We start from the raw sequence: 21917 nt of genomic DNA on the forward strand, positions 1-21917 counted from the left end.
CCACCCTGCTCTCGCAGGCAGGACCGTGACCGCCTCCTCCATCGAGAACGCGGGCACCCCGGCGTCCGCGGCGGTCGACGGCGACGCCGGAACCCGCTGGTCCAGCGCCGCGAGCGACCCGCAGTGGCTGCGGGTCGACCTCGGCGGCACCGCCGCTCTCAGCTCCGTCTCGCTCAACTGGGAGGCGGCGTACGCCACGGCGTTCAGGATCCAGGTCTCCGACGACGGCGAGGCCTGGACCGACGCCTACTCCACCACCACCGGCACCGGTGGGCGGCAGACGATTCCCGTCGACGCCTCCGGCCGCTACGTCCGCATCCACGCCACCGCCCGCGCCACCGGCTGGGGCTACTCCCTGTGGGAGTTCCAGGTCTACGGCACCGCCGGCGGCACCGGCGCCTGCGGCACCACCAACGCCGCGCAGGGCAGGACGGCGACCGCCTCCTCCACCGAGAACGCGGGCACCCCGGCGTCCGCGGCGGTCGACGGCGACGCCGGAACCCGCTGGTCCAGTGCGGCCGACGACCCCCAGTGGCTCCAGGTCGACCTCGGCGCCGGCGCGACGGTCTGCCAGGTGGTGCTGAACTGGGAGACGGCGTACGCCACCGCCTTCAAGATCCAGGTCTCGGAGAACGCGCAGACCTGGACCGACGTCTACTCCACCACCACCGGAACGGGCGGCGACAAGACGCTCGACGTCAGCGGCACCGGCCGCTACGTGCGGATGCACGGCACCGCCCGCGGCACCGGATACGGCTACTCCCTGTGGGAGTTCCAGGTCCGCACCACCGGCACCACCACCCCGCCCGACCCCGGCGGCGGCGACTTCTCCGGCACGGTGATCTCCGCCTACAAGCAGGTGACGGCGTCCTCGCACGAGGGCGGCAACGCCCCGGCCGCCGCCCTCGACGGCCGTACCACCACCCGGTGGTCCAGCCTCGCCACCGACGACCAGTGGCTCCAGGTCGACCTCGGCGGCACGGGCACCCTCAGCGGCGTCGTCCTCAACTGGGAGGCCGCGTACGGCAGCGGCTACCGCCTCGAGATCTCGGACAACGGCACGTCATGGACCCGGCTCTACGCCACGACGACGGGCAAGGGCGGTGTGGAGAAGCTCCCGGTGACCGGCAAGGGCCGCTATGTACGGCTCACCGGCACGGCCCGCGCCAGCGGATACGGCTACTCCCTCTGGGAGTTCCAGGTCTACGGCACCGTCGACACCAGCACCGCGACCCCGCCCCTGCTGTCCGGCCCGACCAAGGCCCCGGCCACGACAGGCCAGTTCCAGCTGACCGCACCGGCGGACAAGGCGATGGTCACCACCACCCGCCGACCGCGACTGAGCTGGAACGCCGTAGCCGGCACCACCCGCTACGAGGTGTGGCTCAACATCAGCCGCACCGACTACGACTGGACGGCGTCCGGCAACCTCCTGGACCTGTACACCAAGGTCGCCGAGCCCACCGACACCACCTACACGCCGAGTTGGGACATCACCGACCGCTGGACGTACAAGTGGTTCGTGGTGGCGGTCTCCGGCTCGGGCGCCAGGACCACCTCCACCATCCGTACGTTCAGCCTCTACCAGCCCGACATGGAACAGGTCGCGGACGGCGTGAACGTCGTCGACGGCGCCCGTGACCTCAACAAGAACGGCCGGATCGAGCCGTACGAGAACTGGCGCCAGCCGGTCGACGTGCGGGTGAGCGACCTTCTCAGCCGGATGACGCTGGAGGAGAAGGCGTACCAGATGTTCTACAACGTCCAGGAATTCCCGCTGTCCGGCTGGCACTTCGGGCCCGCCCAACCGGCGGACCTCGACGGCGTCCTGAGGTCGACCGCCGCCACCCGGCTCGGCATCCCGCCGGTCACGGCGGGCGACACCACGGCCGGCTACCAGACGACGTACCCGCTCCAGAGCACCCTCGCGGCGGGCAGGAACTACCCGCTCGACTACAGGCTCGGCGACATGCAGCGCAGGGAGCAGCTGGAGGTCGGTGCGCGCGGCACCCTGTCGCCGCTCGCCGAGGTCGGCACCAAGGTGCTCTACCCGCGCATCCAGGAAGGCGGCGGCGAGAACGCCGACGTGGCCGCCGCGCAGTTGCGGGCGCTGGTCGCGGGACTCCAGGGCGGGCCGGAGCTCAACCCGTCCTCGGTGCTGGCCACGGTCAAGCACTGGCCGGGCGAGGGCGCGGGCGGTGAGGCCGGCATCGTCTACGACGGGACGACGATCAAGTACCACATGATCCCGTTCCGCGCGGCGATGGAGGCCGGCGCGGTCAACATCATGCCGGGCTACGCGGGCAGCACGTACCTCGACCCGGGCGGACCCGGTGCGGGTGACAGCAGGAAGATCCTGGACTACCTGCGGCAGAACCTGGGTTACACGGGTCTGATCACCACCGACTGGCTGCCGTCCGGCACCTGGGTCAGGGCGGCCAACGCCGGCTCCGACGTGATGGGCGGCGCCGACCCGGGCGCCCCGGGCTTCACCATGGCGGAGTTCGAGCAGAACGTGCCGCTCGCCCGGATCGACGACGCCGTCTCGCGGATTCTCAAGCTCAAGTTCGAGCTGGGCGTCTTCGAGCGCCCGTACGGCGACCCGGTCAACGGCCCCTACCGTTTCCACCAGCCGTCGTACACGCAGCTGGCCAACCAGGCGTCCCGCGAGTCCAACACCCTGCTGAAGAACAACGGTGTGCTGCCGCTGAGACTGAACTCCGGCGACAACATCGTGGTGGCGGGCGACCGGGCGACCGACGGCGCCGCGTGCTGCATCTGGTCCAGCTACTTCCACGAGGACCACGGGTCGCTGAACCAGCTCGACGCCCTGAAGGCGAGAGCCGCGCGGAACGGGGTGAACGTCTCCCAGGGCAACCCCGCCGATCCGAAGGTCGCGGTCGTGTACGCCGGTGAGCCCTCGTACACGCACGCCACCGCCTGGCCGAACCTCCGGCCGCACCTGCCGGCCGACCAGGCGGCGCTGATCCGGGACTACAAGAACCAGGGACTGAAGGTGGTGGTCGTGCTGACCCTGCCCAGGCCCATGGTGATCAGCGAGTGGAACGACCTGGCCGACGCCATCGTGGTGACCTACCGCGGCGGTGAGGAGGTCGGTCCCGCGACGGCGAGCCTGCTGTTCGGCGACTACACCCCGCACAGCCAGCTGCCCTGGCAGCTGCCGCGCAGCCTGGACCAGGTGCTCAAGCCGGGCGGCGGTGACGTCCTGGCCGACGCGAACGAGGCCTGGGATTTGCCGTACGACCTCGGCGCGACGGCCGCCGAGCGGGCGGACATCCGGGCGAGGATCGACGCCGGGCAGCCGGTGCCGACGACGTACGGCAACCCGCTGTACCGCTACGGTGCCGGCCTGACCAGCTGGGCGGTCGGCTGACCCGTCGCTCCACCCGTGCGGCCGGTCCGCCGGACCGCGCCGCACGTGCGACCGGTCCGTCCCCACCGGGGCGGACCGGCCGGACCGGTAGTCCACTCCCGTCACCGAGGCCGGGCCGAACAGCCGATTCCGGCAACCGGTGATCTCCGAGAAAGGGCCCCTGGTTGCGGGGCCCGCCAGGGTGCCAGAATCCATCGACTCATCCGACCTCCGCCGGTGAGCCTCCGAAGCCCCGCCATGGAGAGACGTGACCGAGACCGGCCTCACCACCGCCCCCCCGCCCCCTCCTGCTCGCCGACGGCCGTCCGGCCGCGGACGCCTGGTCACTGGACCCGGATGCCAGACACCTGAACCACGGTTCCTTCGGGGCCGTCCCGCTGGCCGCCCAGGCGGTGCAGCAGGAGCTGCGCGAGGAGATGGAGCGCAACCCCGTCGTCTGGTTCCCCGGGCTCGCCGCCCGGACGGGACAGGCGCGCACGGCCGTGGCCCGGTTCCTGAACGTCGCCCCCGACGACCTCGCCCTCGTGCCGAACGCCAGCGGCGGCGCGAGCGTCGTCTACAACGGCGTGCCCTTCCCGGCGGGAGGCGAGATCGTGGTCACCGATCACGGCTACGGCGCCGTCACCATGGGCGCCGAGCGGCTCGCCCGCCGCCACGGCGGCACACTGCGCACGGCACACGTGCCGCTCGACGCCGACGAGGACGAGGCGTTCGCCGCCGTGATGTCCGCGGTCGGCGAGCGGACCGGGCTCGTCGTCGTGGACCACATCACCTCGCCCACGGCCCGCCGCCTGCCCGTTGAGCGGATCGGGCGGGAGGCACGCCGCCGCGGCGTTCCGTTCCTAGTGGACGGGGCGCATGTCCCGGGACTGCTGGACGATCCGCTGCGGGACCTGGAGTGCGACTTCTGGGTCGGCAACCTCCACAAGTTCGGCTGCGCCCCGCGCGGCGCGGCCGTGCTCGTCGCGCGGACCCCGCTGCGCGACGGGCTGTACCCGCTCATCGACTCGTGGGGAGCCGAGGACCCCTTCCCCGGCCGTTTCGACAGTCAGGGAACGCTGGACGTCACCGGCTGCCTCGCCGCCCCGGCCGCCCTCGGATTCATCGAGGACACCTGGGGATGGCAGGCCGCACGCACGTACATGCGTGAACTCGGCGACTACGCGGTGCACGTCGTCGGCGCCGCCATCGCCGAACTGACCGGCGACGACCGGCCCGTCGACGTCGGCATGCCGGTCGACGCCCTTCGCCTCGTCAGACTGCCGGACGGTCTGGCCGCCACCCGCCTCGAAGCCGACGCGCTGCGGGACAGGGTCGCGCGCGAACTCGACGTGGCGGCGGCGTTCACCAGCTTCGACGGTGTCGGCTACGTCCGGCTGTCCACGCACGTGTACAACACCGCCGCCGACTACGAGTACTTCGCCGAGAAATGCGTTCCCGTCCTCGGCGAGTGGGCCCGCACCGCGACCCGAGGCTAGGGCCTTCCCGCCGCGTCGGCGCCGGAGCGCCTCCGTCAGCCGTGTCAGCTTCCCGGCGACCGCGTCAGCGCGCTGCGCCGCCACCGCCGCCGCGCGCTAGCCTGGGCCGCCGGGCCGCGTTCGGTTCCCCGCACGCCGCCCGCTCCCGAGACGCTCCCCGTTGGAGGACGTTCCGCAATGCAGCGCGACAGCGGTCCCGGCACCTGGATCCGCCGTTACCGGCCCCGGCCGGACGCCGCCGTACGGCTGGTCTGCTTCCCGCACGCGGGAGGCTCGGCGGTGGTCTTCCACCAGTGGGCGTCGGCGTTCCCGGCGGACGTCGAGGTCCTCGCGGTGCAGTACCCGGGTCGGCAGGACCGGATCGCCGAACCTCGGGTCGAGAACCTCGCGGAACTGGCCAAGGGCGTGCTCCCGGCCCTGCGGGACGCCGTCGGTGACAGCCCGTACGCCCTCTTCGGCCACAGCATGGGCGCCACACTGGCCTTCGAGGTGGCCCGACGCCTGGAGGCCGACGGCACGGGCCCCGGGATACTCGTCGCCTCCGCGCGCCGGGCACCCTCCAGACAGCGCGATCAGCTGGTGCATCTGCTCGACGACGCCCAGCTCGCCGCCCACATCGCCGAGCTGAGCCCCGCCAACAGCCGGCTGATGGAGGACGCCAGGGCACGGGCCATGATCGTCCCGACCGTACGCAGCGATCTGCGGGCGATCGAGACGTACCGCTGCCCGCCGGGTCTGGCGCTGCGCACACCCATCCTGACGGTCATCGGGGACTCCGACCCCTGGACCACCCTCGACGAGGCACAGGCCTGGGCCAGGCACACCCGCGGCGGCTTCGAACTGCGCCTGCTGCCCGGCGGGCACTTCTACCTGGACGACCACCAGGACGAGGTGAGGGAGCTGGTCCGCGCGCGCCTCGGCCACCGCGTGGCATGAGCCGTCGGCGCCACCGGCGGGGCGGCACGGTCGGCGGCCGGGCACGTCAGCTGGGTCCTGTCGTCGGACTCCCGGCGTCGCCCGGAGGGCGGCCCCGCGGCGTCAGGTGCGTGCTCTGGGGGTCCCCCTCTGGGGGAGTGCCGGGTGCAGGCCCTCGTACCGGACGTACTCGGGCTGGTGCCCGGTGCGGCGAGTGGGGGCACCTCCCACGAAGTGGGGGAGCGTGCACGGCGTCGCGGGGCAGGCGGGAGTTTGACTGACGACAGGGCCTAGGAGTGGGCCACGACCTCGCCCGCGGTGATCTGCGGCGGCTGCGGCAGGAGGGAGGCGAGGCGGTCCTGTACGTAGTCGCGTGCCCTGGCGGTCGATTCCTCGGCGCCGGCCCGGTCCTGGAAGACCCCGGTCGAGACCATGACCCCGTCGCCGGCGTCGGCGAAGTAGTAGGCGACGAAGCCCTCGACCTGACGCAGGAGCGGGACGAACTCCTCGTCGACCCTGCGTCCTGCCTCGGCCGGGTCGGTGACTCCTTCGTACCGGCGGACCACTGCGTACATGGCTGGTCTCCTCGTGATGGGTGAGGTCGTGTCGTGTGGGGACGGCGTACCCGCCCCGGCGACCGCGGTCGGCGCGGGTCCGGCGCGAATCACCGGAAAGGCTCTCGCCGGGTGGTCCGAACGGAGGGGCGGAGCCGGCCGGGGCGTGATCTACGGCGGTGTGCCGCGACGGCCACGTTGGTTAGGGTGGCGGACGGAGAGTGAGTCCGATGCCCTTGACCGGGGTGACGGACCGGCCGACTGGTTGGGGGCGGCGCGGACCGGTGGCCCGTACGGGGCCAAGTCGGATACGACGGGGGCTCGTTGGTGGGGGGAATTCGCGTGGGCGCAAGCAGCCGAAAACCGACAGAGCGCGGTGGGCGGGTGACCGGGGCGTCCACGCCCGCGCTGCTGCCTCCGACGCTGCGGGGGCCGCTCGGGGTGATCGCGGCTCTGAGCGTGCTGGTGGTCGTCGCGATCGGGGCCCTGTACGCCGGGCACAGCCTGCCCGGCAGGGTGGACAGGTGGTTCGTCGAGCCGACGGCGGACAGCGTGGGGCCGCCGTTGCGGCACGTCGCCCTGGCCGCGGACTTCCTGGGGGAGCCGGCCGGAGCGGCGCTGCTGGTCGTGGCAGTCGTGACGGGCTGTCTGCTGCTTCGGTGGCGCCGCGCGGCGGTGCTCGTAGTCGCCGGCCCGGGCCTGGCCGTGGTGACGGCGACGCTGCTCAAGCCCCTGGTGGGCCGTACGATCCACGGCCCCGACAACCTGTCCTACCCGAGCGGGCACACCGCCTTCCTCACCGCGTTCGCCCTCGTGGCGGCCCTGCTCGTGACCGGCCGGCGCGGCCTCGGCAGGGCGGCCGGCACCGCACTCGTGCTCGCCGCGGCGGCGGTCGCGGGCGGCGCCATGGGCTGGGCGCAGGTCGCCCTGGGCGCGCACTACCCGACCGACGTCCTCGGCGGCTGGTGCACCGCGCTGGCGGTCGTACCGGTGACCGCGTGGCTGGTCGACCGGACGGCGGACCGGAGGGCCTGCCGCCCGGCCGACCGTACGGCCGACGCCGGTGCGGGGGAGCACCGCTGAAGACACCGCCGCCCCACGTCATTGCGGGCGGCGGTACACGGGTCGGACCGTCGGCCCACGTCACGCCGCGCGGCGGCACACGGGTCCGACGTCACCCCATGTCACGCCTGGCGGCGGAACACCGGCTTCACCGGTCGTCCGCCCAGCCACGGCGTGGGGTCACCGGCGTCCAGCGCCTTCCGGTACACCGCGCACGCCTGGGCCACCACCTCGACGGTGTGGTCGATGTCGGCGTCGTCGAGCGCGCTGCTCACCACGAACGACGGGGCCAGCACCCCACCCGCCAGGAGCCGGCGCAGGAACAGGGTGCGGTACGGCTGCGACGGCTGCCCCCGCTCGTCGAGGGTGGCGAACACCAGGTTGCTGGCCCGGCCCCGGACGACGACGTGGTCCCCGACGCCCATGCCGGCCGCGGCCTCGCGCACACCGGCGGCCAGCCGCTCGCCGAGGGCGTGCAGCCGCGCGGTCACGCCCTCCTCGGCGTACGTGGTCTGCACGGCCATCGCGGCGGCCAGGGAGTGCGTCTCCGCGCCGTGCGTGGTGGACAGCAGGAACACCCGGTCTCCGGAGTGCCGCAGCCCGCCCCGCTCCATCAGCTCCCGGCGCCCCGCCAGTGCCGAGACCGCGAACCCGTTGCCCAGCGCCTTGCCGAACGTGGAGAGGTCGGGCACGACGCCGTACAGGCCCTGGGCGCCCGCCTCCGACCAGCGGAAGCCGGTGATCATCTCGTCGAAGACCAGGACACAGCCGTGCCGGTCGGCCAGCGCGCGCAGGCCCTCCAGATACCCGGGCGGCGGCTCGGTGTGGGTGGCGGGTTCGAGGATCAGGCAGGCGACGTCGTCCTGGTACCGGCTGAGCAGCTCCTCGGTGGCGGCCAGATCGCCGTACGGGAACGCCACGGTGAGGTCGTTGGTCGCGTCCGGGATACCGGCGGACATCGGTGTGGTGCCGATGAACCAGTCGTCGGTGGAGAAGAACGGATGGTCGGCGCAGAGCGCCACCCGTGAGCGCCCGGTGGCGGCGCGGGCGAGGCGCACCGCGGCGGTGGTGGCGTCGGAGCCGTTCTTCGCGAACTTCACCATCTCGGCGGTCGGCACCGTGGCCAGGAAGCGCTCCGCGGCCTCGGCCTCCAGGATCGACGGCCGGACGAAGTTGGCGCCGCGGTCGAGCTCGCGTCGCACCGCCTCGGTCACGCGCGGATGGGCGTGACCGAGGCTGACCGACCGCAGACCGGAGCCGTACTCGACGTACCGGTTGCCGTCGACGTCCCAGACGTGCGCGCCGTGGCCGTGACTGATGACCGGGGCCAGGTTCTCGGGGTACTGGTCGTCGCCCTTGGCGTAGGTGTGCGCGCCCCCGGGGATCAGGGCGTGCAGCCGCTCGTTCGCCTCCCGCGAGCGGGGGAGGAGGAGTTCCTCGGTGTCTTCGGTGTGCACGCCGACCTCAGCTCTCTGTGTGCTTCAGGACCTCGGCGAGGCTCGGTGCCTTCCGGTCCCGTTCGGACATCGACGCGACCGGCAGCGGCCAGGGAATGGCGAGTTCCGGGTCGTCGAAGGCGATCGTCACGTCCTCGGCCGGATCGTGCGCGCGGTCGATGCGGTACGAGGTGTCGGCGGTCTCGGTCAGCGCCTGGAAACCGTGCGCGCACCCCGCCGGGATGTACAGGGTCCTCTGCGTCTCGCCGGACAGCTCGAAAGTGGCCACGTTGCGGTACGTCGGCGAGTCCGGCCGCAGGTCCACGACCACGTCGAAGATCTGCCCGTACGAGCAACGCACCAGCTTGGCCTCGCCGTCGCCGGAGCGCAGATGCAGCCCGCGCAGCACCCCCCGGACCGAGCGGGACACGCTGTCCTGGACGAAGGCGTCCGGGTCGAGGCCCACCGAGCGGACCACGTCGGCGTCGAACGTGCGGCAGAAGAAGCCGCGTTCGTCGGCGTACGGCGTCGGCTCGAACAGGAACGCGCCCGCGACGGACGGGACTTCGGTCGCCTTCATGAGGCCTCCCGCGTGACATGGGCGCGGACGTGGCCCGCCGCCGGGAACAGGGCCGCGGTCAGGTCGGCGAACTGGCGCTCCAGTTCCCCGGCGGCGATCAGATTCCGCTCGGCGAGGGTCTGCCGCAGCTCGGCCGCTCGCTTCTCCAGCCCCCGGAACTGGGCGAGCAGCCGGTCCGCGTCGACCTCGCGGGCCGGGTGGCAGTAGTCGCCCAGTCCCATCCGCGCCATCAGCGCGTCGCTCTTCGCGGCGTAGCTGAGCGCGAGGGTCGGTGTGCCGGCCTTCAGCGCGCAGACCAGGTTGTGGTACCGGGTCGCCACCACGGTGCCGGCGGCCGCCGTCTCCTTCATCAGGTCGGCCAGCGAGGCCGCTTCGGCCGCGGTGACCAGCGGCGAGTCCACCGCGTCGAGGATCGCGGCGACCACCGACGCGTCGCACTCGTCGCCGGTGAGGAGACGGACCGGTCTGCCCTCCTCGACCAGCGCCCGCACGAACCGGGTCGTCCCCTCCAGGTAGCGCCGGTGGATCTCCTCGGCCCGGGCCCGGTCGTCGTTCCCGCCGTGGAAGTCCATGACACCGACGCACACCGTGCCCGGCCCCCCCGCCCCCGCCGCGGCACCCGGCACACTCGGCGTCGGCAGGGCGAACGCGAGGTCCGGGTAGACCCCGTCACGGGAGGTGTCCACACCCATGGCCCGTATCGCCTCGCGGGACTGGGCGTCCCGGTACGACCGGTAGGCGGCCAGCCGAGCCGCCCGGCGCACCAGGGCCCGGGTCGCCCGGTCGCCGATCGGCGCGGCGCCGACACCGACGAGCGCCACCCGGGTCCCGGACAGCCGCCCGCTCGCACAGAGCAGGAACAGCGCGTACGGGAAGCCCCACGGCCGCAGCGGCAGCGTGGCCTCCAGGACGCCCATCCCCGGCACGATCACCACGTCGTGCCGGCGCACCCAGGCGGCGGTGCGCACCACGTCGACGAGCTTGCCCAGTCCCTTGCCCACGATCGCGCCCGCACGCGACGCGGTCCGGTACTCCCCGCGGTACCAGTGCAGCCGCGTCGACGGAATCCCGTACCGCGCAGAGACGACCTCGGGGCCGCCGCACAGCGCGTCCACGACGGCCTCCGGGTGCTCGGCGCGGAGGTAGCCGAGCACGGCCTCCAGCGAGCCGTCGTTGCCGAGGTTGCCGGAGCCGAGCAGGCCGAACACCCCCACACGCAAAGGGGTTTCGCCCGCACGCGTCATGCGTGCCTCCCCTCGCGGCCGGCGACCAGGGCGTCCACGGAGACCGTGAGCCGGGCCGGGTCGACCGGGGCACGGTCCTCGACCCGCTCACCGGCGCCCGGCCGGGCCCGGCTGGTCATCCACGTGGCCAGATGGCGGTAGCACTCCCGCCGGTCGGCCGGGGACAGCGGCGCCCGCCGGATCGCCGCGACGAAACCCCAGACGTACTCGGCGAGCAGCCGGGGCGTCGGGTGCAGCGGGCCGGCCCGGCGCGGGTCGAGGTTGACGCACCGGGACCGCTTGGAGGGGTTCGCCCGCTCGGCGCGGGTGGGGTGGTCGCGGCGGAAGTACAGCAGCTCCGGCACCTGGTGGAAGGGCCCGTGCAGGGTGATCTCCGCGACGAACGTGCGGTCCGCGTGGTGGTAGCTGTCGTGCGGCTTCACCCGCCGCAGCATGTCGGCGCGCATCACCCCGTAGAAGTCGTCGCCGCCGGGCTCGAACAGCAGGCTGCGGAACCGCTCCGGCGCGTGCGGGGAGTCGGTGGCGAGTCCGTACTCGTAGGGGACCTTCACCCGGCCGTCGCCGTCGATGACCGCCTGGCCGCTGTGCGCGAGGACGGTGTCCGGCCGCTCGTCCAGCGCCTCGACACAGCGCAGCAGCAGGTCACGGGCGTACAGGTCGTCGTGCGAGGCCCACTTGAACAGCTCGCCGCGGCACTCGGTGAACACGTAGTTGTGGTTCGGTGCCGCGCCGATGTTGCGGGGCAGCCGGATGTACCGGACACGTGAGTCCTTCGCGGCGTACCGGCGGCAGATGTCCTCGGTCCCGTCGGTCGAGGCGTTGTCGGAGACGACCAGCTCGAAGTCCTCGTACGTCTGGCCGAGCAGGGCGTCGAACGACTCGGCCAGATACTCCTCGCCGTTGTACACGGGCAGGCCGATGCTCAGCCTGGGTTGCGCGGTCATTGCGTCCTCACTTCGGGGATGGAGTTCAGATGGTGCTCGCGCAGGGCGGAGCGCAGTTGGAGCCACCACACGGCCGAGGCCGCGAGGGTCGCGGTGGCGACGCCCCAGGCCGAGCCGACCGTGCCGGCGAGGGCCGCGCCGCCGAGTCCGCCGGTGACGTAGCAGGCGGAGGCGAACAGCTGGCAGCGCAGGCTGCGGCGGGCCGCGGCGAGCGCGCGCAGTCCGGCCGCGGCGCCGGTGCCGAGGCCGGCGCCCGCGACGCCGAGGGTGACCGGCACGACGAGCTGTGCGGCGGAGGTCCAGACGTCGCCGAGCACCAGCTCGCCGAGCCGGTCCGGCATCAGGAGCAGCGCCCCGCCCCAGCACAGCGCGGCGACGGCCTGCCCGCCGCCGAGGAGGAGGCAGAACCTCCCCAGCCGCTGCGGGGCCTGCCTCAGTACCCGTGCCGCTTCCGCGACGGTGACCAGCGACAGCCCCATCAGCAGGGCGAGGAACGGGCCGAGCAGCAGCTCCGCGCCCCGGACGGCGCCGACCGCGCCGACCCCGACGATGGCGCCGAGCCCGTAGGCGCGCAGCTGGCTCGCTCCGCTGAGGCTGACGTTCTCGACCAGGTACCGGTAGCCGAGGTCGCGTTGCTCGCGCAGCCACGCGCGGGCCAGGGAGAGGCGGGGCCGGATGCCGGACTGGAGGAGGCCGTACCCGGCGGCCACGGTGGCGGAGGTGCCCCAGGCGAGCACGAACGCGGCCACGCTGTGCACATGGGCGGCCACGACCATGGCGGGGACGAGCGCGACGCCCCACACCACGTCGTTGACGAAGGCCTTCCGCCCGGTGCCCGCGGCGAAGAACGCGTACCGCCAGGAGTCCTGGAGCAGCAGCCCCGGCAGCATCACACCGAGACAGGCGAACGCGGGCCCGACCTCTCCGCCGAGAGCGAGGCCGGCGATGAGGCACCCCGCTCCGACGGCGGCGCCGACGCCGAGGGCGGTGCCCGAGGACCGGGCCACCGCCCTGCGCCAGGAGGCGTCGGACACGCCGCTGAAGCGGACCACGAGCGGATCGGTGGCCAGACCGCGGGAGACGTTGAGCACCACGCCGTAGGTCACCCAGGCGAGGCTGAACACGCCGAACGCGGTCACCCCCAGCGAGCGGGCCACGTAGACGCCCACCGCGAAGTTGCTGATGCTGGAGGCCGCCTGGTCGGCCAGCCCCCAGGACAGCCGGCCGGCGAAGGCCCGCCGGGTGGATCCCGGCGGTGCCGTCGACCTGTCCTCCTCGGTGGTCATCGGCGTCACGCCTTGATCAGTGCGGCGCCGTGCAGGGCGTCGGCCGCGGCGGCGACGGTGTCGAACGGCAGTCCCGACCGTTCGGCGACGTCCAGCAGGCTGTGCTCGCCGTCGGAGAGGCTGAGCACCCAGAGCATGGCCATCTGGGCTTCCTTCGCGTCGCTGCGGCCGCCGAGCGAGTCGTACAACCCGCGCCGTCCCAGCTGTGGTTCGCCGTAGGGGCTGAGGTTGACGTACCGCCGGTTGCGGTCCAGGACGGCGAACGCCTCGCGGCACAGGGCGAGTGTGTCCGCCATGGCCTCGGGGGAGACGAAGTCCGGGTTGTCCGCGGAGGTGTGGTACTCGGGGTAGCCGGCGTACGGGGTCCTGCTGAGGGAGCCCACGCCGAGGTCGAAGCCGGGGGAGCAGTACTGCCTCTCGTCGTAGCCGTACGGGGTGAACTCGTCGATGCGGTGCGGGCGTTCGGACGCGGTGAGCACGTGCCGCAGTACCCGGTCGATCTCCGCGTCGCCGCGTCTGCTCTGTTTGTACGTGAGCCGGCCCGGGTCGCCGGCGCAGGCCAGCACCAGTCCGTGCCTGACCTGGTGCACGCGTTCCGCGTTGCGGGCCAGCCAGGTGATGGCGCCGATGGTGCCGGGCGCGAAGACGAACCGGTAGGTGTAGTGGGGCGTCTGCGCGGCCAGTTCCCGGGCGAGGTAGGTCGCCACCGCGACGCCGGCCAGGTTGTCGTTGGCCAGCGACGGGTGGCAGACGTGGCAGGAGACGATGACCTCGTCGGTGACCTGCCCGGGGATCACGTGCTCGGCGTAGGTGAGGTGGCCGTCGGCGAGCGTGGAGTCGATCCGCACCTCGTACTCGCCGTCCGGCATCGCGTCCAGGGTGTCCTGGGCCAGGCAGAACCCCCATTCCGGCTTGTAGTAGCTGGTGCGGTACGGCACCCAGGACGGGTGGTCGGGCAGGGTGTGCAGGTGTCCGCGCAGCTCGGCCAGCGGCATGGTCGCCGAGACGGGCACGCTGTAGCCGAGCACATGCAGGCTGGAGTCGGCGAAGTCGACGACGCGCCTGCCGGAGGGGTCGGCGATGTAGGCGTCCCGGATGTTCCACTCCTGGGGCACCGTCCAGTCGAGGACCTGGGTCCCGGTCGGCACCTCGTGCACCGTCAGCGGGATGTACTCGCCGACGATGTCCAGGGTGGCGCGTACCCCGTCGCCGGTGATGCTCCGGCACAGCGGGTACATCCGCTCCACCAGTTCGTGCATCTCCTCGCCGGCCGTGGTCACGGGCGCCACCGCAGGGTGTCGTCGACGGTGCCCGCGTCGGAGGCCGCGCGCAGCACGGCGAGCCGGGTGAAGCGCTGCTCGAAGTCCTCCCGGGTCAGGCCGTGTTCGCGGTAGGCGTCGGCGAGTTCGAGCGCGCCGCGTTTCACGGTCCACTCGCAGTCGAAGCCGGGTATCGCGGCACGGAACCGGGAGAAGTCCACGCGGTACGACCGCGGATCGGCGCCGTTCTCCCCGGTGATCCTCACCTTGGCTCCGGACACCGCCTCGGCGACCTGTTCGGCGATCTCGGCGACCGTGACGTTGTTGAACTCGCTGCCGATGTTGAACGCCCGGTCGTGCACCGCCTCGCGCGGCGCGGTGAGCGCGGCGGTGAAGGCCCGTGCGATGTCGGCGGCGTGCACCAGGGGGCGCCAGGGGGTGCCGTCGGAGAGCACGAGGACCTCGCCGGACAGCAGGGCGTGCCCCACCAGGTTGTTCAGCACGATGTCGGCGCGCAGCCGGGGCGAGAAGCCGAAGGCGGTGGCGTTGCGCATGTAGACCGGGCTGAAGTCGCCGTCGGACAGGGCGTGCAGGTCGTCCTCCACCCGCACCTTGGACTCCGCGTAGGGCGTCACCGGGCGCAGCGGGGCGTCCTCGGCGACCAGTTCCTCGCCGCCCGCGGCGCCGTAGACGGAGCAGGTGGAGGCGTACAGGAAGCGGCCCACTCCGGCGTCGCGGGCGAGGCGGGCCAGGTGCACGGAGGCGTGGTGGTTGATGTCGTAGGTGAGCTGCGGGGCCAGCGAGCCCAGCGGGTCGTTGGAGAGCGCGGCCAGGTGGATGACGGCGTCGAAGCCGGCCACGTGGTCGGTGGTGACGTCGCGCAGGTCCACCCGGTGTCCGGGCGGGTCGGCGGGGACCGGGCCCAGTACGCAGCCGGCGAACAGTCCGGCGTCCAGGCCGGTGACCTCGTGCCCGGCGGCGGTGAGGACGGGGGCCATCACGGTGCCCAGGTAGCCCTGGTGTCCGGTGAGCAGTACGCGCAAGGTTCATTCCCCCAGGTCGAGAGTGAGTTTGGTGACGGCGAACGCCTCGGCGTAGCGGGCGTTGCACTCGATGCCGCGGATCCTCGCGAGGCCGAGGAAGGCCTCCCGGTCGTACCAGGGCCGGTGGCGCTGCGAGGGGTAGTGCTCCTGGAGAAGGCGCACCTTGCGTTCGGCGGTCTCGGTGGACAGCGGCTGGTACACGGAGGGGCGGCCGAGGTCGCCGTCCCATTTGACGATCTCGTAGCCGAGCACGAGGTGGTCGCGGAACGCGGTGGTGATCAGCCGGGCCAGGCCGTGGTGGTCCTGGTGGGCGTCGTCGGTGCGGGGGGCCAGGACGAGGTCCGGTTCGGTCTGGGCGCGCAGGTCCTCCACCGCGCCCTTGGCCTCGTCCCAGTGCGCGGGCAGCCGTCCGTCGGGCAGTTTGTGCACGGTGAGGTTCAGGTCGGCGCCGGGGCAGAAGGCGGTGAGCGCGGCCCGCTCCTCCTGCTCGCGGTCACTGCCGCCGCCGGAGAGCACCAGCGCGTCCACGCGCAGGCCCGGCCGGGCGAGGCACATCGCGAGGAGTGTGCCGCCGGCGCCGATGGCGATGTCGTCGCAGTGCGCGCCGACGGCGACGATCCGGTCCAGGCGTGCGGTGCCGAGCTTGATCATGCGCTCCCCACCCGGGCCTTCGTTGCCGCGCCGTCGTGTTCCCACACGGCCCAGGGGCGGTCGCCGCGGGCGTAGGCCTCGTCGAGCGCGGCCCGCTCCTTCACGGTGTCGGTGGGTTTCCAGAAGCCTCTGTGCTGGTGTGCCACCAGCCGTCCGCGCTTGGCGAGCTGGGCGCAGCCGTCGGCGACCAGGTCACCGTTCTCCGGGATGTGGTCGAAGACCTCCTGGCGGAGCACGAAGTAGCCGCCGTTCTCCCACAGCGGCAGTTCGCTGACCGGGGTGATGCCGCCCACCAGGCCGTCCTCGCCGAGGTCCACGCAGTGGAACGAGGACTGCGGCGGCACGACCATCATCGACGCGCCGGCGTCGCGCTGGGCGAACCGGTCGATCATCTCCGGCAGCGGGGCGTCGGTGAGCACGTCGGCATAGTTGGCGAGGAACATCTCGTCGCCGTCCAGGTGGTGCCGTACCCGGCGCAGCCGTTCCCCGATCGGGGACTCGATGCCGGTCTGCGCGAAGGTGATCGTCCAGTCCGAGATGTCGGTGGACAGCAGCTCGGTGCGGCCGCCGCGCAGCACGAAGTCGTTGGACGTGGTCTCCTCGTAGCTGAGGAAGAAGTCCTTGATGTGGTGCGCTCCGTAGCCGAGGCAGAGGATGAACTCGGTGTGCCCGAAGTGCGCGTAGTAGCGCATGACGTGCCAGATCAGCGGTCGCGGGCCGACCATCGCCATCGGCTTGGGGACGTCGTCGGTGGTGCCGTTGCGCATGCGCATGCCGTAACCGCCGCAGAACAGGACGACCTTCATGACCCCACCTCGACGATGCTCAGTTCCGGGATGGGGAAGACCAGGCGGCCGCCCCACTCGTGCACGAAGGACAGCTGCTCGGTCAGCTCGGCCCGCAGGTTCCAGGGAAGGACGAGGACGTAGTCCGGTCGGTCGGCGGCGATCTGCTCGGGTGCCAGGATCGGGATGCGGGTGCCCGGGGTGAACCTGCCGTGCTTGTAGGGGTTGCGGTCGACCGTGTAGGCGAGCAGGTCGGGCCGGATGCCGCAGTGGTTGAGCAGGGTGTTGCCCTTGCCCGGGGCGCCGTAGCCCACGACGGTGTCGCCGCGCTCGGCCGCCTCGATGAGGAAGCGCAGCAGGTCGCGGCGGACCTTGGCCACGCGGGCGGAGAACTCGGTGTACCCGGACAGCTCCTGGAGCCCGGCGGCCTTCTCGCGGTCCAGTACGTCGGCCACCCGCCGGGCCGGTTCGCCCGCCGCCTCGGCGGGACGGGCCCACAGCCGGACGGAACCGCCGTGGGTGGGCAGCAGTTCGACGTCGACGAGGGTGAGTCCGCCGCTCGCCAGCGCCCGGATCGCCGCCGCGACCGTGTAGTACTGGAAGTGCTCGTGGTAGATCGTGTCGTACTGGTTCTCCTCGATCAGGGTCAGCAGGTGCTGCACCTCGATGGTCACCCAGCCGTCGTCGGCGACCAGGGCGCGCAGCCCCTGGGTGAACCCGACCACGTCGGGGATGTGCGCGTACACGTTGTTGGCGACGACCAGGTCCGCCGGGCCGTGCTCGGCGCGGACGGCGGCGCCGGTGTCCGGGGACAGGAACTCGGTGAGCGTGGGCACGCCCGCCTCCCGTGCGGCGGCGCCGACGTTCACCGACGGCTCGATGCCCAGGCAGCGCATCCCGCGGTCCACCACGTGCCTGAGCAGGTAGCCGTCGTTGCTCGCGACCTCGACCACGAAGGCGTCGGAGCCGAGGCCGAGGCGCCGCACGGCGTCGTCGACGAAGGTGCGGGCGTGCTCCACCCAGGAGGTCGAGTAGGAGGAGAAGTACGCGTACTCCGTGAAGGTCTCCTCCGGCTTGATCAGCGGCGGTATCTGCGCGAGCCAGCAGTCGGTGCAGACCCGCAGGTGCAGCGGGTACGTCGGCTCGGGCCGGTCGAGTCGGTCCGCGGCGAGAAAGCTCTCGCACGGCGGGGTCGCCCCCAGGTCGACGACGCTCTCCAGCGCGGCCGAGCCGCAGAGTCGGCATCGTGTCATCTATTGCCCCCCATCCCGCCCGCGCGGGCGTGCCCGGCGCGAGCCTGTGCTGTCGTCCCCTGCCGGCGGCGGGCCGTCCCCGTCGCCGGACCGCGCCGCGATCGCGGCGCGGTACCCCTCCAGCAGTCGCTCCAGCCCGACGGACGGGCTGAAGTGCTGCTCGTACCGGCGCCGGGCCGCCCGTCCCATCTCCCGGTTGGCGTCCGGATCGGTCGTGATCCGGCGCAGGCAGGACGCGAGCGAGGCGGGCTCGCCCGGCCGGTGCAGCAGCCCGGTCCTGCCGTCCTCGACGAGCTCGACGAACGCGCCGTGCCCGGCGGCGACGGTCGGGACCCCTCCCGCCATCGCCTCCACGACCACCAGGCCGAACGCCTCCAGCCACGTGGAGGGCGCCACCACCGCCACCGAGCGTGCGATGGCCCGCCGGCACTGTTCCAGGTCGTACAGGCCGACACAGCGCACGTCGTCGCGGCCCGCGGCCCAGGCGGTCACCTCCGGCTCCAGCGGCCCCGCCCCGGCGATCACGAGCGGTACGCCGATTCCGCCGCCGGCGGCGATCTCGTCCCAGGCGGTCATGAGCAGCCGTACGCCCTTGGCCTCGGCGAGCCGGCCGAGGTAGAGCAGATGCTCGCCGGGGCCCGTCCGGCGGTCGTCCGGGTCGGGCACGAAGTTGTGCTTCACCGCCAGCCGTTCGGCGGGCATGCCGGCCCGCACCAGGACGTCGCGCTGTGCCGCGGAGATGCAGAAGAACCGCTGCACCCCGGACCACCACCGCTTCCGGTTCACCGACATGCCGACCGCGAGCGGCACCGTCGCCAGCCGGGAGCCCCGGTAGCAGCCGTGCCGTACGGCGGGCAGCGGAGAGGACCCGACGCACTCGGTGCACGGCCGGCCGTCCCGCTGGAGCGTGCCGGGCGGGCAGATCTGGGTGTAGTTGTGCAGCGTGGCCACGGCGGGCACCCCGGCGTCGGCGCAGGCGGCCAGCACCGCGGGCGACAGCAGCGGGAAGACGTTGTGGACGTGCACCACGTCCGGCCGCTCGGCGCGCAGCCTCGCGGCAAGCTCCTTGCGGACCGCCGGGTTCCACGGCACCAGCAGCGGCACCGCGACCTTGCCCGGCAGGGAGCGCGCGGCGATGTCGTCGCTGCGCCGCTCGAACAGCTCGACCCGGTGGCCGGCCCCGCGCAGCAGCGCCACCTCCTGGTCGACGACCTTGTTCTCCCCGCTCGGCTGCGCCGAGGCGTAGCGGTTGTGCACCACGAGAACGCGCATGCTCAGTTCACCTCCGGTCCACGGGCCCAGCTCGGGACACGTCGTCGCGGGATGTCGGACGTCGGCGGGGCCGTGGCGGCGGAGGGTGCCGCGAGCAGTGAGGCGGCCACGGCCAGGTGCAGCAGATACGGCGAGGCGTCGCCCAGCCCGGCCTCGGTGTAGGAGGCGATCGCGCAGTAGCTGATCAGGAAGATCGCGCAGGCTCTCGACAGCGACGGCGGCCGCAGCAGCGCGACGCCGCCGAGTACGACGACGAACGCGCCCACCAGGGCGACGCCGGTGATGCCCTGCTCGTAGTAGACGGCGAACCAGCTGTTGTCGATCGGCAGCCCGCCGAACGACTTGTCGCCCAGGCCCGCGCCGAACAGGTACTCCGAGGTGCTCCGGGGTTCCGCCAGCAGGGCGTTCCAGACCTTGGCCCGGCCGGTGAGGCTGCTGAAGTTCTCCTGGCTCTGGCCGCGCAGGAACCACGCCTGGAGCGCGGAGCCGAACCCGACCGCGGCCACCGCGGCGCACACCACCGCCCAGGTGAAGAAGCGGCGGGCGGCGCCGCTGGTCAGGAGAAGCGAGCCGATCGCCAGGGCCAGCCCGATGAGCAGGCCGAGCGTGGCGGTGCGGGTGTGGGTCAGGGCGAGCAGGACGAGTGAGGGCACGATGACGACCGCCGCGCCGGTCCGGTCGGTCCGGCGGCCCAGGAGGAGCAGCGCGGTGAGCCCGATGATCACCGCGGCGTACTGTCCGATCTGCGGCGGGGTGAGCGGCCACAACGCGCCGACCAGCCGCCCGCCGTAGAGCTCGGGCATGGCGGCGCCCGGAGAGATCAGCAGGCCCGCGGCCACCGACCCCAGTACCGCCAGGTACATCCGGATGTGGTGCCGGACGAACGTCGTCCCGCCGTCCCACCAGCGGCTGAGCAGCCACAGTGTGCCGACGAAGAGGGCCAGCCGGGCGCAGCGGAACAGCGCGCCGAACCCGGACTCCAGGTTCGCGCTGGAGATCACGCTCGGCACCAGCAGCAGGGTGAGCAGGAGCAGATAGGCGCTGGGCCGGATGCGCGGCGGGAGGTTGGCGAGGAGGGCCAGCGCGAACGCGGCGACCAGCGCGCCCATGGTGGCCATCTGGATGAGGGAGCGGGGCAGCGGGACGATGGTCTTCGCCCCGGCGGAGCCGAGCGTGTTGAGGATCAGCAGTCCCCAGGCGGTGCCGACGATCTTCGGCGTGTGGTCCGCGCGCATCTCAACCACGGTCCCGTGCGCGGAAGGTGCTGCCCGCGTCCTGCTGGTACGGCGTGCCCTGCCACTGCCCGGAGTCGAGGGTGCGGCTCGGGTCGTGGGCGACGAAGGTCCACGAGCCGATGTAGACGTTGTCGTGCCAGCGGTTGTGCTGCTTGCGGGTGATCGCCTCGGCCACGAGTTCGCCCTGGTAGGGCGACCAGTCCGGGTAGGTGCCGTAGTTGGCCAGCACCGCCATGCGGTCGCACTTCACCGTGCAGTCGACGACGGACTTGTCGAGGACGAAGCGGTTCCCGTGGATGTCGACGCGCTGGGTCTTCCACCGGCAGTCGGCGTACAGCGGGGCGGTCGCGATCGCCGGCTGCGCGCAGCGGCGGGTGTTCTTCACGAGCAGCGTGCAGGCGCCGGAGGAGGTGTTGGCGGGGCTGTTGCAGAACCGGTCGGCGTTCTCCCACAGGGTGATGCCGGACCAGTTGTTCTCCAGCACGTTCCGGTAGATCTCGATCCTGTCGGTGCGGGCCCGGACGCGTGGTTCGCCGCCGGACTCGGACAGATAGACGGTCGCGAAGGGGAAGTTGTCGCCGCGGTCGGCGCGACTGCGGCCCTCGACCCAGTTGTTGCGGCGGATGGTGTTCTCGCGGATGACCGCGTTGTAGCTGGTCTCGTAGATCAGCGCGGCACCGTCGTTGGCCTCGATCAGATTGTCCTCGATGCGGAAGTCGTTGTTGTTGGTGTCCGCCCACAGCCCGGGCCCGCGGTTGTCGTGCACCCAGTTGCCGCGGACGTCGGCGCCGTCGACGGCCCAGAACTTGACGCCCCCGGCGCAGCCGCAGCCCGGCTGACGGCGTTCCCAGTCGTCCCTGTTGTTGCCCGTGATCTCGTTGCCCTCGAGCACCAGACCGGTGATACGGCCGGGGGATTTGTAGGCGTTCATTCCGTACTGGCCGTTGCCGCGCAGGCAGTTGGCGCGGACCTGTTGGCGTGCTCCGGCCATCAGCGCGGCGCCGGAGTTGTTCTGGATCACCGAGTGCTCGATCACCCAACCGTCGGCCGAGTCGTGGTTGACCACGCCCTCGTTGTGCGGTGCGACGAACCCCTGCACGGTCAGGTAGCGGACGGTGACATCGCCGGCGGTGCCGCCGAACGCGTACTGGTTGGTCCTGCGGCCGTCGAGCACCGCGCCGGGCGCGCCGAGATAGGTGTTGCCCTTCTTGGGGATCACCTGGGCGTAGCGGTCCGGGCCGAGCCGGTGTCTGCCCGGGCGGAGCCAGAACGTGGTGTGCGGGGGGCTGCTCTTGGTCTTCGCGGCCAGGTCGCCGGCCACCGCGGGGTCGACCGTCACCGCGCCCGCCGGCGCCGTCGCCGGGCCGGCCGCGGGCCGGGCGCAGACCCGGGCCACGGGCGTGGACGGCGCGGCGGTCGGCTTCGGCCGCGCGCTCGGCGTGTTCTCGCAGCCGGTCGCCGCCAGCAGGGCCAGCGCCGCCGCGGACACCGCCCAGTGCCGCCACTTGATCCCCAAGAGTCCCCTC

At 72.6% G+C, this 21917-nt stretch carries 18 protein-coding genes; 4 read left to right on the top strand and 14 right to left on the bottom strand.

The genetic code is table 11. The features are described 5' to 3' along the window. Window positions 1-25: 25 nt before the first annotated feature. The 3 genes from ACFYR0_RS30105 to ACFYR0_RS30115 all read left to right on the top strand — a co-directional run bounded on the left by ACFYR0_RS30105 (window position 26) and on the right by ACFYR0_RS30115 (window position 5808). A complete protein-coding gene (locus tag ACFYR0_RS30105) occupies window positions 26-3394 on the top strand; it encodes a discoidin domain-containing protein (RefSeq protein WP_389334954.1) in 3369 nt (1122 codons plus the stop codon). Between the two features lie 392 nt (window positions 3395-3786). Further along, on the top strand, window positions 3787-4872 hold the full coding sequence (locus tag ACFYR0_RS30110; protein WP_389334957.1) for an aminotransferase class V-fold PLP-dependent enzyme: 1086 nt from the start codon (window positions 3787-3789) through the stop codon (window positions 4870-4872). A 177-nt stretch (window positions 4873-5049) separates the two neighbouring features. After that, on the top strand, window positions 5050-5808 hold the full coding sequence (locus ACFYR0_RS30115) for a thioesterase II family protein (protein WP_389334959.1): 759 nt from the start codon (window positions 5050-5052) through the stop codon (window positions 5806-5808). Window positions 5809-6077: 269 nt separating this feature from the next. Here the strand turns inward: ACFYR0_RS30115 and ACFYR0_RS30120 are convergent, their stop codons facing one another. Then, window positions 6078-6362 (bottom strand): hypothetical protein, encoded by a 285-nt coding sequence (locus ACFYR0_RS30120; RefSeq protein ID WP_386381747.1) that lies wholly within the window; start codon window positions 6360-6362, stop codon window positions 6078-6080. 363 nt (window positions 6363-6725) lie between these two features. Here ACFYR0_RS30120 and ACFYR0_RS30125 point away from each other — a divergent pair, with 363 nt between their 5' ends. Then, window positions 6726-7424 carry a phosphatase PAP2 family protein gene (locus ACFYR0_RS30125; protein WP_389334963.1) on the top strand — a complete coding sequence of 233 codons (699 nt, stop codon included), beginning with the start codon at window positions 6726-6728 and terminating at the stop codon, window positions 7422-7424. Between the two features lie 101 nt (window positions 7425-7525). Here the strand turns inward: ACFYR0_RS30125 and ACFYR0_RS30130 are convergent, their stop codons facing one another. Genes ACFYR0_RS30130 through ACFYR0_RS30190 form a run of 13 tightly spaced genes read right to left on the bottom strand, consistent with a single transcriptional unit; the run spans window position 7526 to window position 21907 of the window. Beyond that, the gene (locus ACFYR0_RS30130) at window positions 7526-8860 is read right to left on the bottom strand and encodes a glutamate-1-semialdehyde 2,1-aminomutase (protein WP_389334966.1); all 1335 of its coding nucleotides are present in this window, start codon (window positions 8858-8860) and stop codon (window positions 7526-7528) included. A gap of 7 nt (window positions 8861-8867) precedes the next feature. Beyond that, window positions 8868-9419: a dTDP-4-dehydrorhamnose 3,5-epimerase gene (gene rfbC, locus ACFYR0_RS30135; RefSeq protein WP_389334969.1), complete on the bottom strand. Its 552-nt coding sequence runs from the start codon at window positions 9417-9419 to the stop codon at window positions 8868-8870. Beyond that, on the bottom strand, window positions 9416-10663 hold the full coding sequence (locus ACFYR0_RS30140; RefSeq protein WP_389334972.1) for a polysaccharide pyruvyl transferase family protein: 1248 nt from the start codon (window positions 10661-10663) through the stop codon (window positions 9416-9418). The genes rfbC and ACFYR0_RS30140 overlap by 4 nt, the downstream gene beginning before the upstream one ends. Then, on the bottom strand, window positions 10660-11607 hold the full coding sequence (locus ACFYR0_RS30145; protein WP_389334975.1) for a glycosyltransferase family 2 protein: 948 nt from the start codon (window positions 11605-11607) through the stop codon (window positions 10660-10662). The genes ACFYR0_RS30140 and ACFYR0_RS30145 overlap by 4 nt, the downstream gene beginning before the upstream one ends. Next, window positions 11604-12893: a hypothetical protein gene (locus tag ACFYR0_RS30150; RefSeq protein ID WP_389334978.1), complete on the bottom strand. Its 1290-nt coding sequence runs from the start codon at window positions 12891-12893 to the stop codon at window positions 11604-11606. The genes ACFYR0_RS30145 and ACFYR0_RS30150 overlap by 4 nt, the downstream gene beginning before the upstream one ends. A 5-nt stretch (window positions 12894-12898) precedes the next feature. Next, the gene (locus ACFYR0_RS30155) at window positions 12899-14182 is read right to left on the bottom strand and encodes a DUF4910 domain-containing protein (protein WP_389334981.1); all 1284 of its coding nucleotides are present in this window, start codon (window positions 14180-14182) and stop codon (window positions 12899-12901) included. Continuing rightward, window positions 14170-15195 (bottom strand): NAD-dependent epimerase/dehydratase family protein, encoded by a 1026-nt coding sequence (locus ACFYR0_RS30160; RefSeq protein WP_389334984.1) that lies wholly within the window; start codon window positions 15193-15195, stop codon window positions 14170-14172. Before ACFYR0_RS30160 ends, ACFYR0_RS30155 begins: the two co-directional genes overlap by 13 nt. Window positions 15196-15198: 3 nt before the next feature. After that, window positions 15199-15846 carry a PIG-L deacetylase family protein gene (locus tag ACFYR0_RS30165; protein ID WP_389334987.1) on the bottom strand — a complete coding sequence of 216 codons (648 nt, stop codon included), beginning with the start codon at window positions 15844-15846 and terminating at the stop codon, window positions 15199-15201. Beyond that, window positions 15843-16652 (bottom strand): sugar phosphate nucleotidyltransferase, encoded by an 810-nt coding sequence (locus ACFYR0_RS30170; RefSeq protein ID WP_389334990.1) that lies wholly within the window; start codon window positions 16650-16652, stop codon window positions 15843-15845. The genes ACFYR0_RS30165 and ACFYR0_RS30170 overlap by 4 nt, the downstream gene beginning before the upstream one ends. Continuing rightward, window positions 16649-17884 carry a methyltransferase domain-containing protein gene (locus ACFYR0_RS30175; RefSeq protein ID WP_389334994.1) on the bottom strand — a complete coding sequence of 412 codons (1236 nt, stop codon included), beginning with the start codon at window positions 17882-17884 and terminating at the stop codon, window positions 16649-16651. Before ACFYR0_RS30175 ends, ACFYR0_RS30170 begins: the two co-directional genes overlap by 4 nt. Next, window positions 17885-19156: a glycosyltransferase gene (locus tag ACFYR0_RS30180; protein ID WP_389334997.1), complete on the bottom strand. Its 1272-nt coding sequence runs from the start codon at window positions 19154-19156 to the stop codon at window positions 17885-17887. It lies immediately after the preceding gene. Between the two features lie 2 nt (window positions 19157-19158). Then, complete coding sequence (locus tag ACFYR0_RS30185; protein WP_389335000.1) at window positions 19159-20391, bottom strand: O-antigen ligase domain-containing protein; 1233 nt, start codon at window positions 20389-20391, stop codon at window positions 19159-19161. Window position 20392: 1 nt separating this feature from the next. Then, entirely contained in the window at window positions 20393-21907 is a 1515-nt protein-coding gene (locus ACFYR0_RS30190) for a right-handed parallel beta-helix repeat-containing protein (RefSeq protein ID WP_389335003.1), read from the bottom strand. Window positions 21908-21917: the final 10 nt, after the last annotated feature.

This window comes from Streptomyces sp. NPDC005017 (genome assembly GCF_042873115.1).
Lineage (GTDB): Bacteria > Actinomycetota > Actinomycetes > Streptomycetales > Streptomycetaceae > Streptomyces.

Bases quoted from the DNA above. Each gene is read 5' to 3' on its own strand.
- rfbC (WP_389334969.1), bottom strand. From the start codon at position 9,419: ATGAAGGCGACCGAAGTCCCGTCCGTCGCGGGCGCGTTCCTGTTCGAG.
- ACFYR0_RS30180 (WP_389334997.1), bottom strand. From the start codon at position 19,156: ATGCGCGTTCTCGTGGTGCACAACCGCTACGCCTCGGCGCAGCCGAGC.
- ACFYR0_RS30140 (WP_389334972.1), bottom strand. From the start codon at position 10,663: ATGACGCGTGCGGGCGAAACCCCTTTGCGTGTGGGGGTGTTCGGCCTG.
- ACFYR0_RS30185 (WP_389335000.1), bottom strand. From the start codon at position 20,391: ATGCGCGCGGACCACACGCCGAAGATCGTCGGCACCGCCTGGGGACTG.
- ACFYR0_RS30175 (WP_389334994.1), bottom strand. From the start codon at position 17,884: ATGACACGATGCCGACTCTGCGGCTCGGCCGCGCTGGAGAGCGTCGTC.
- ACFYR0_RS30150 (WP_389334978.1), bottom strand. From the start codon at position 12,893: ATGACCACCGAGGAGGACAGGTCGACGGCACCGCCGGGATCCACCCGG.
- ACFYR0_RS30145 (WP_389334975.1), bottom strand. From the start codon at position 11,607: ATGACCGCGCAACCCAGGCTGAGCATCGGCCTGCCCGTGTACAACGGC.
- ACFYR0_RS30170 (WP_389334990.1), bottom strand. From the start codon at position 16,652: ATGAAGGTCGTCCTGTTCTGCGGCGGTTACGGCATGCGCATGCGCAAC.
- ACFYR0_RS30115 (WP_389334959.1), top strand. From the start codon at position 5,050: ATGCAGCGCGACAGCGGTCCCGGCACCTGGATCCGCCGTTACCGGCCC.
- ACFYR0_RS30165 (WP_389334987.1), bottom strand. From the start codon at position 15,846: ATGATCAAGCTCGGCACCGCACGCCTGGACCGGATCGTCGCCGTCGGC.
- ACFYR0_RS30120 (WP_386381747.1), bottom strand. From the start codon at position 6,362: ATGTACGCAGTGGTCCGCCGGTACGAAGGAGTCACCGACCCGGCCGAG.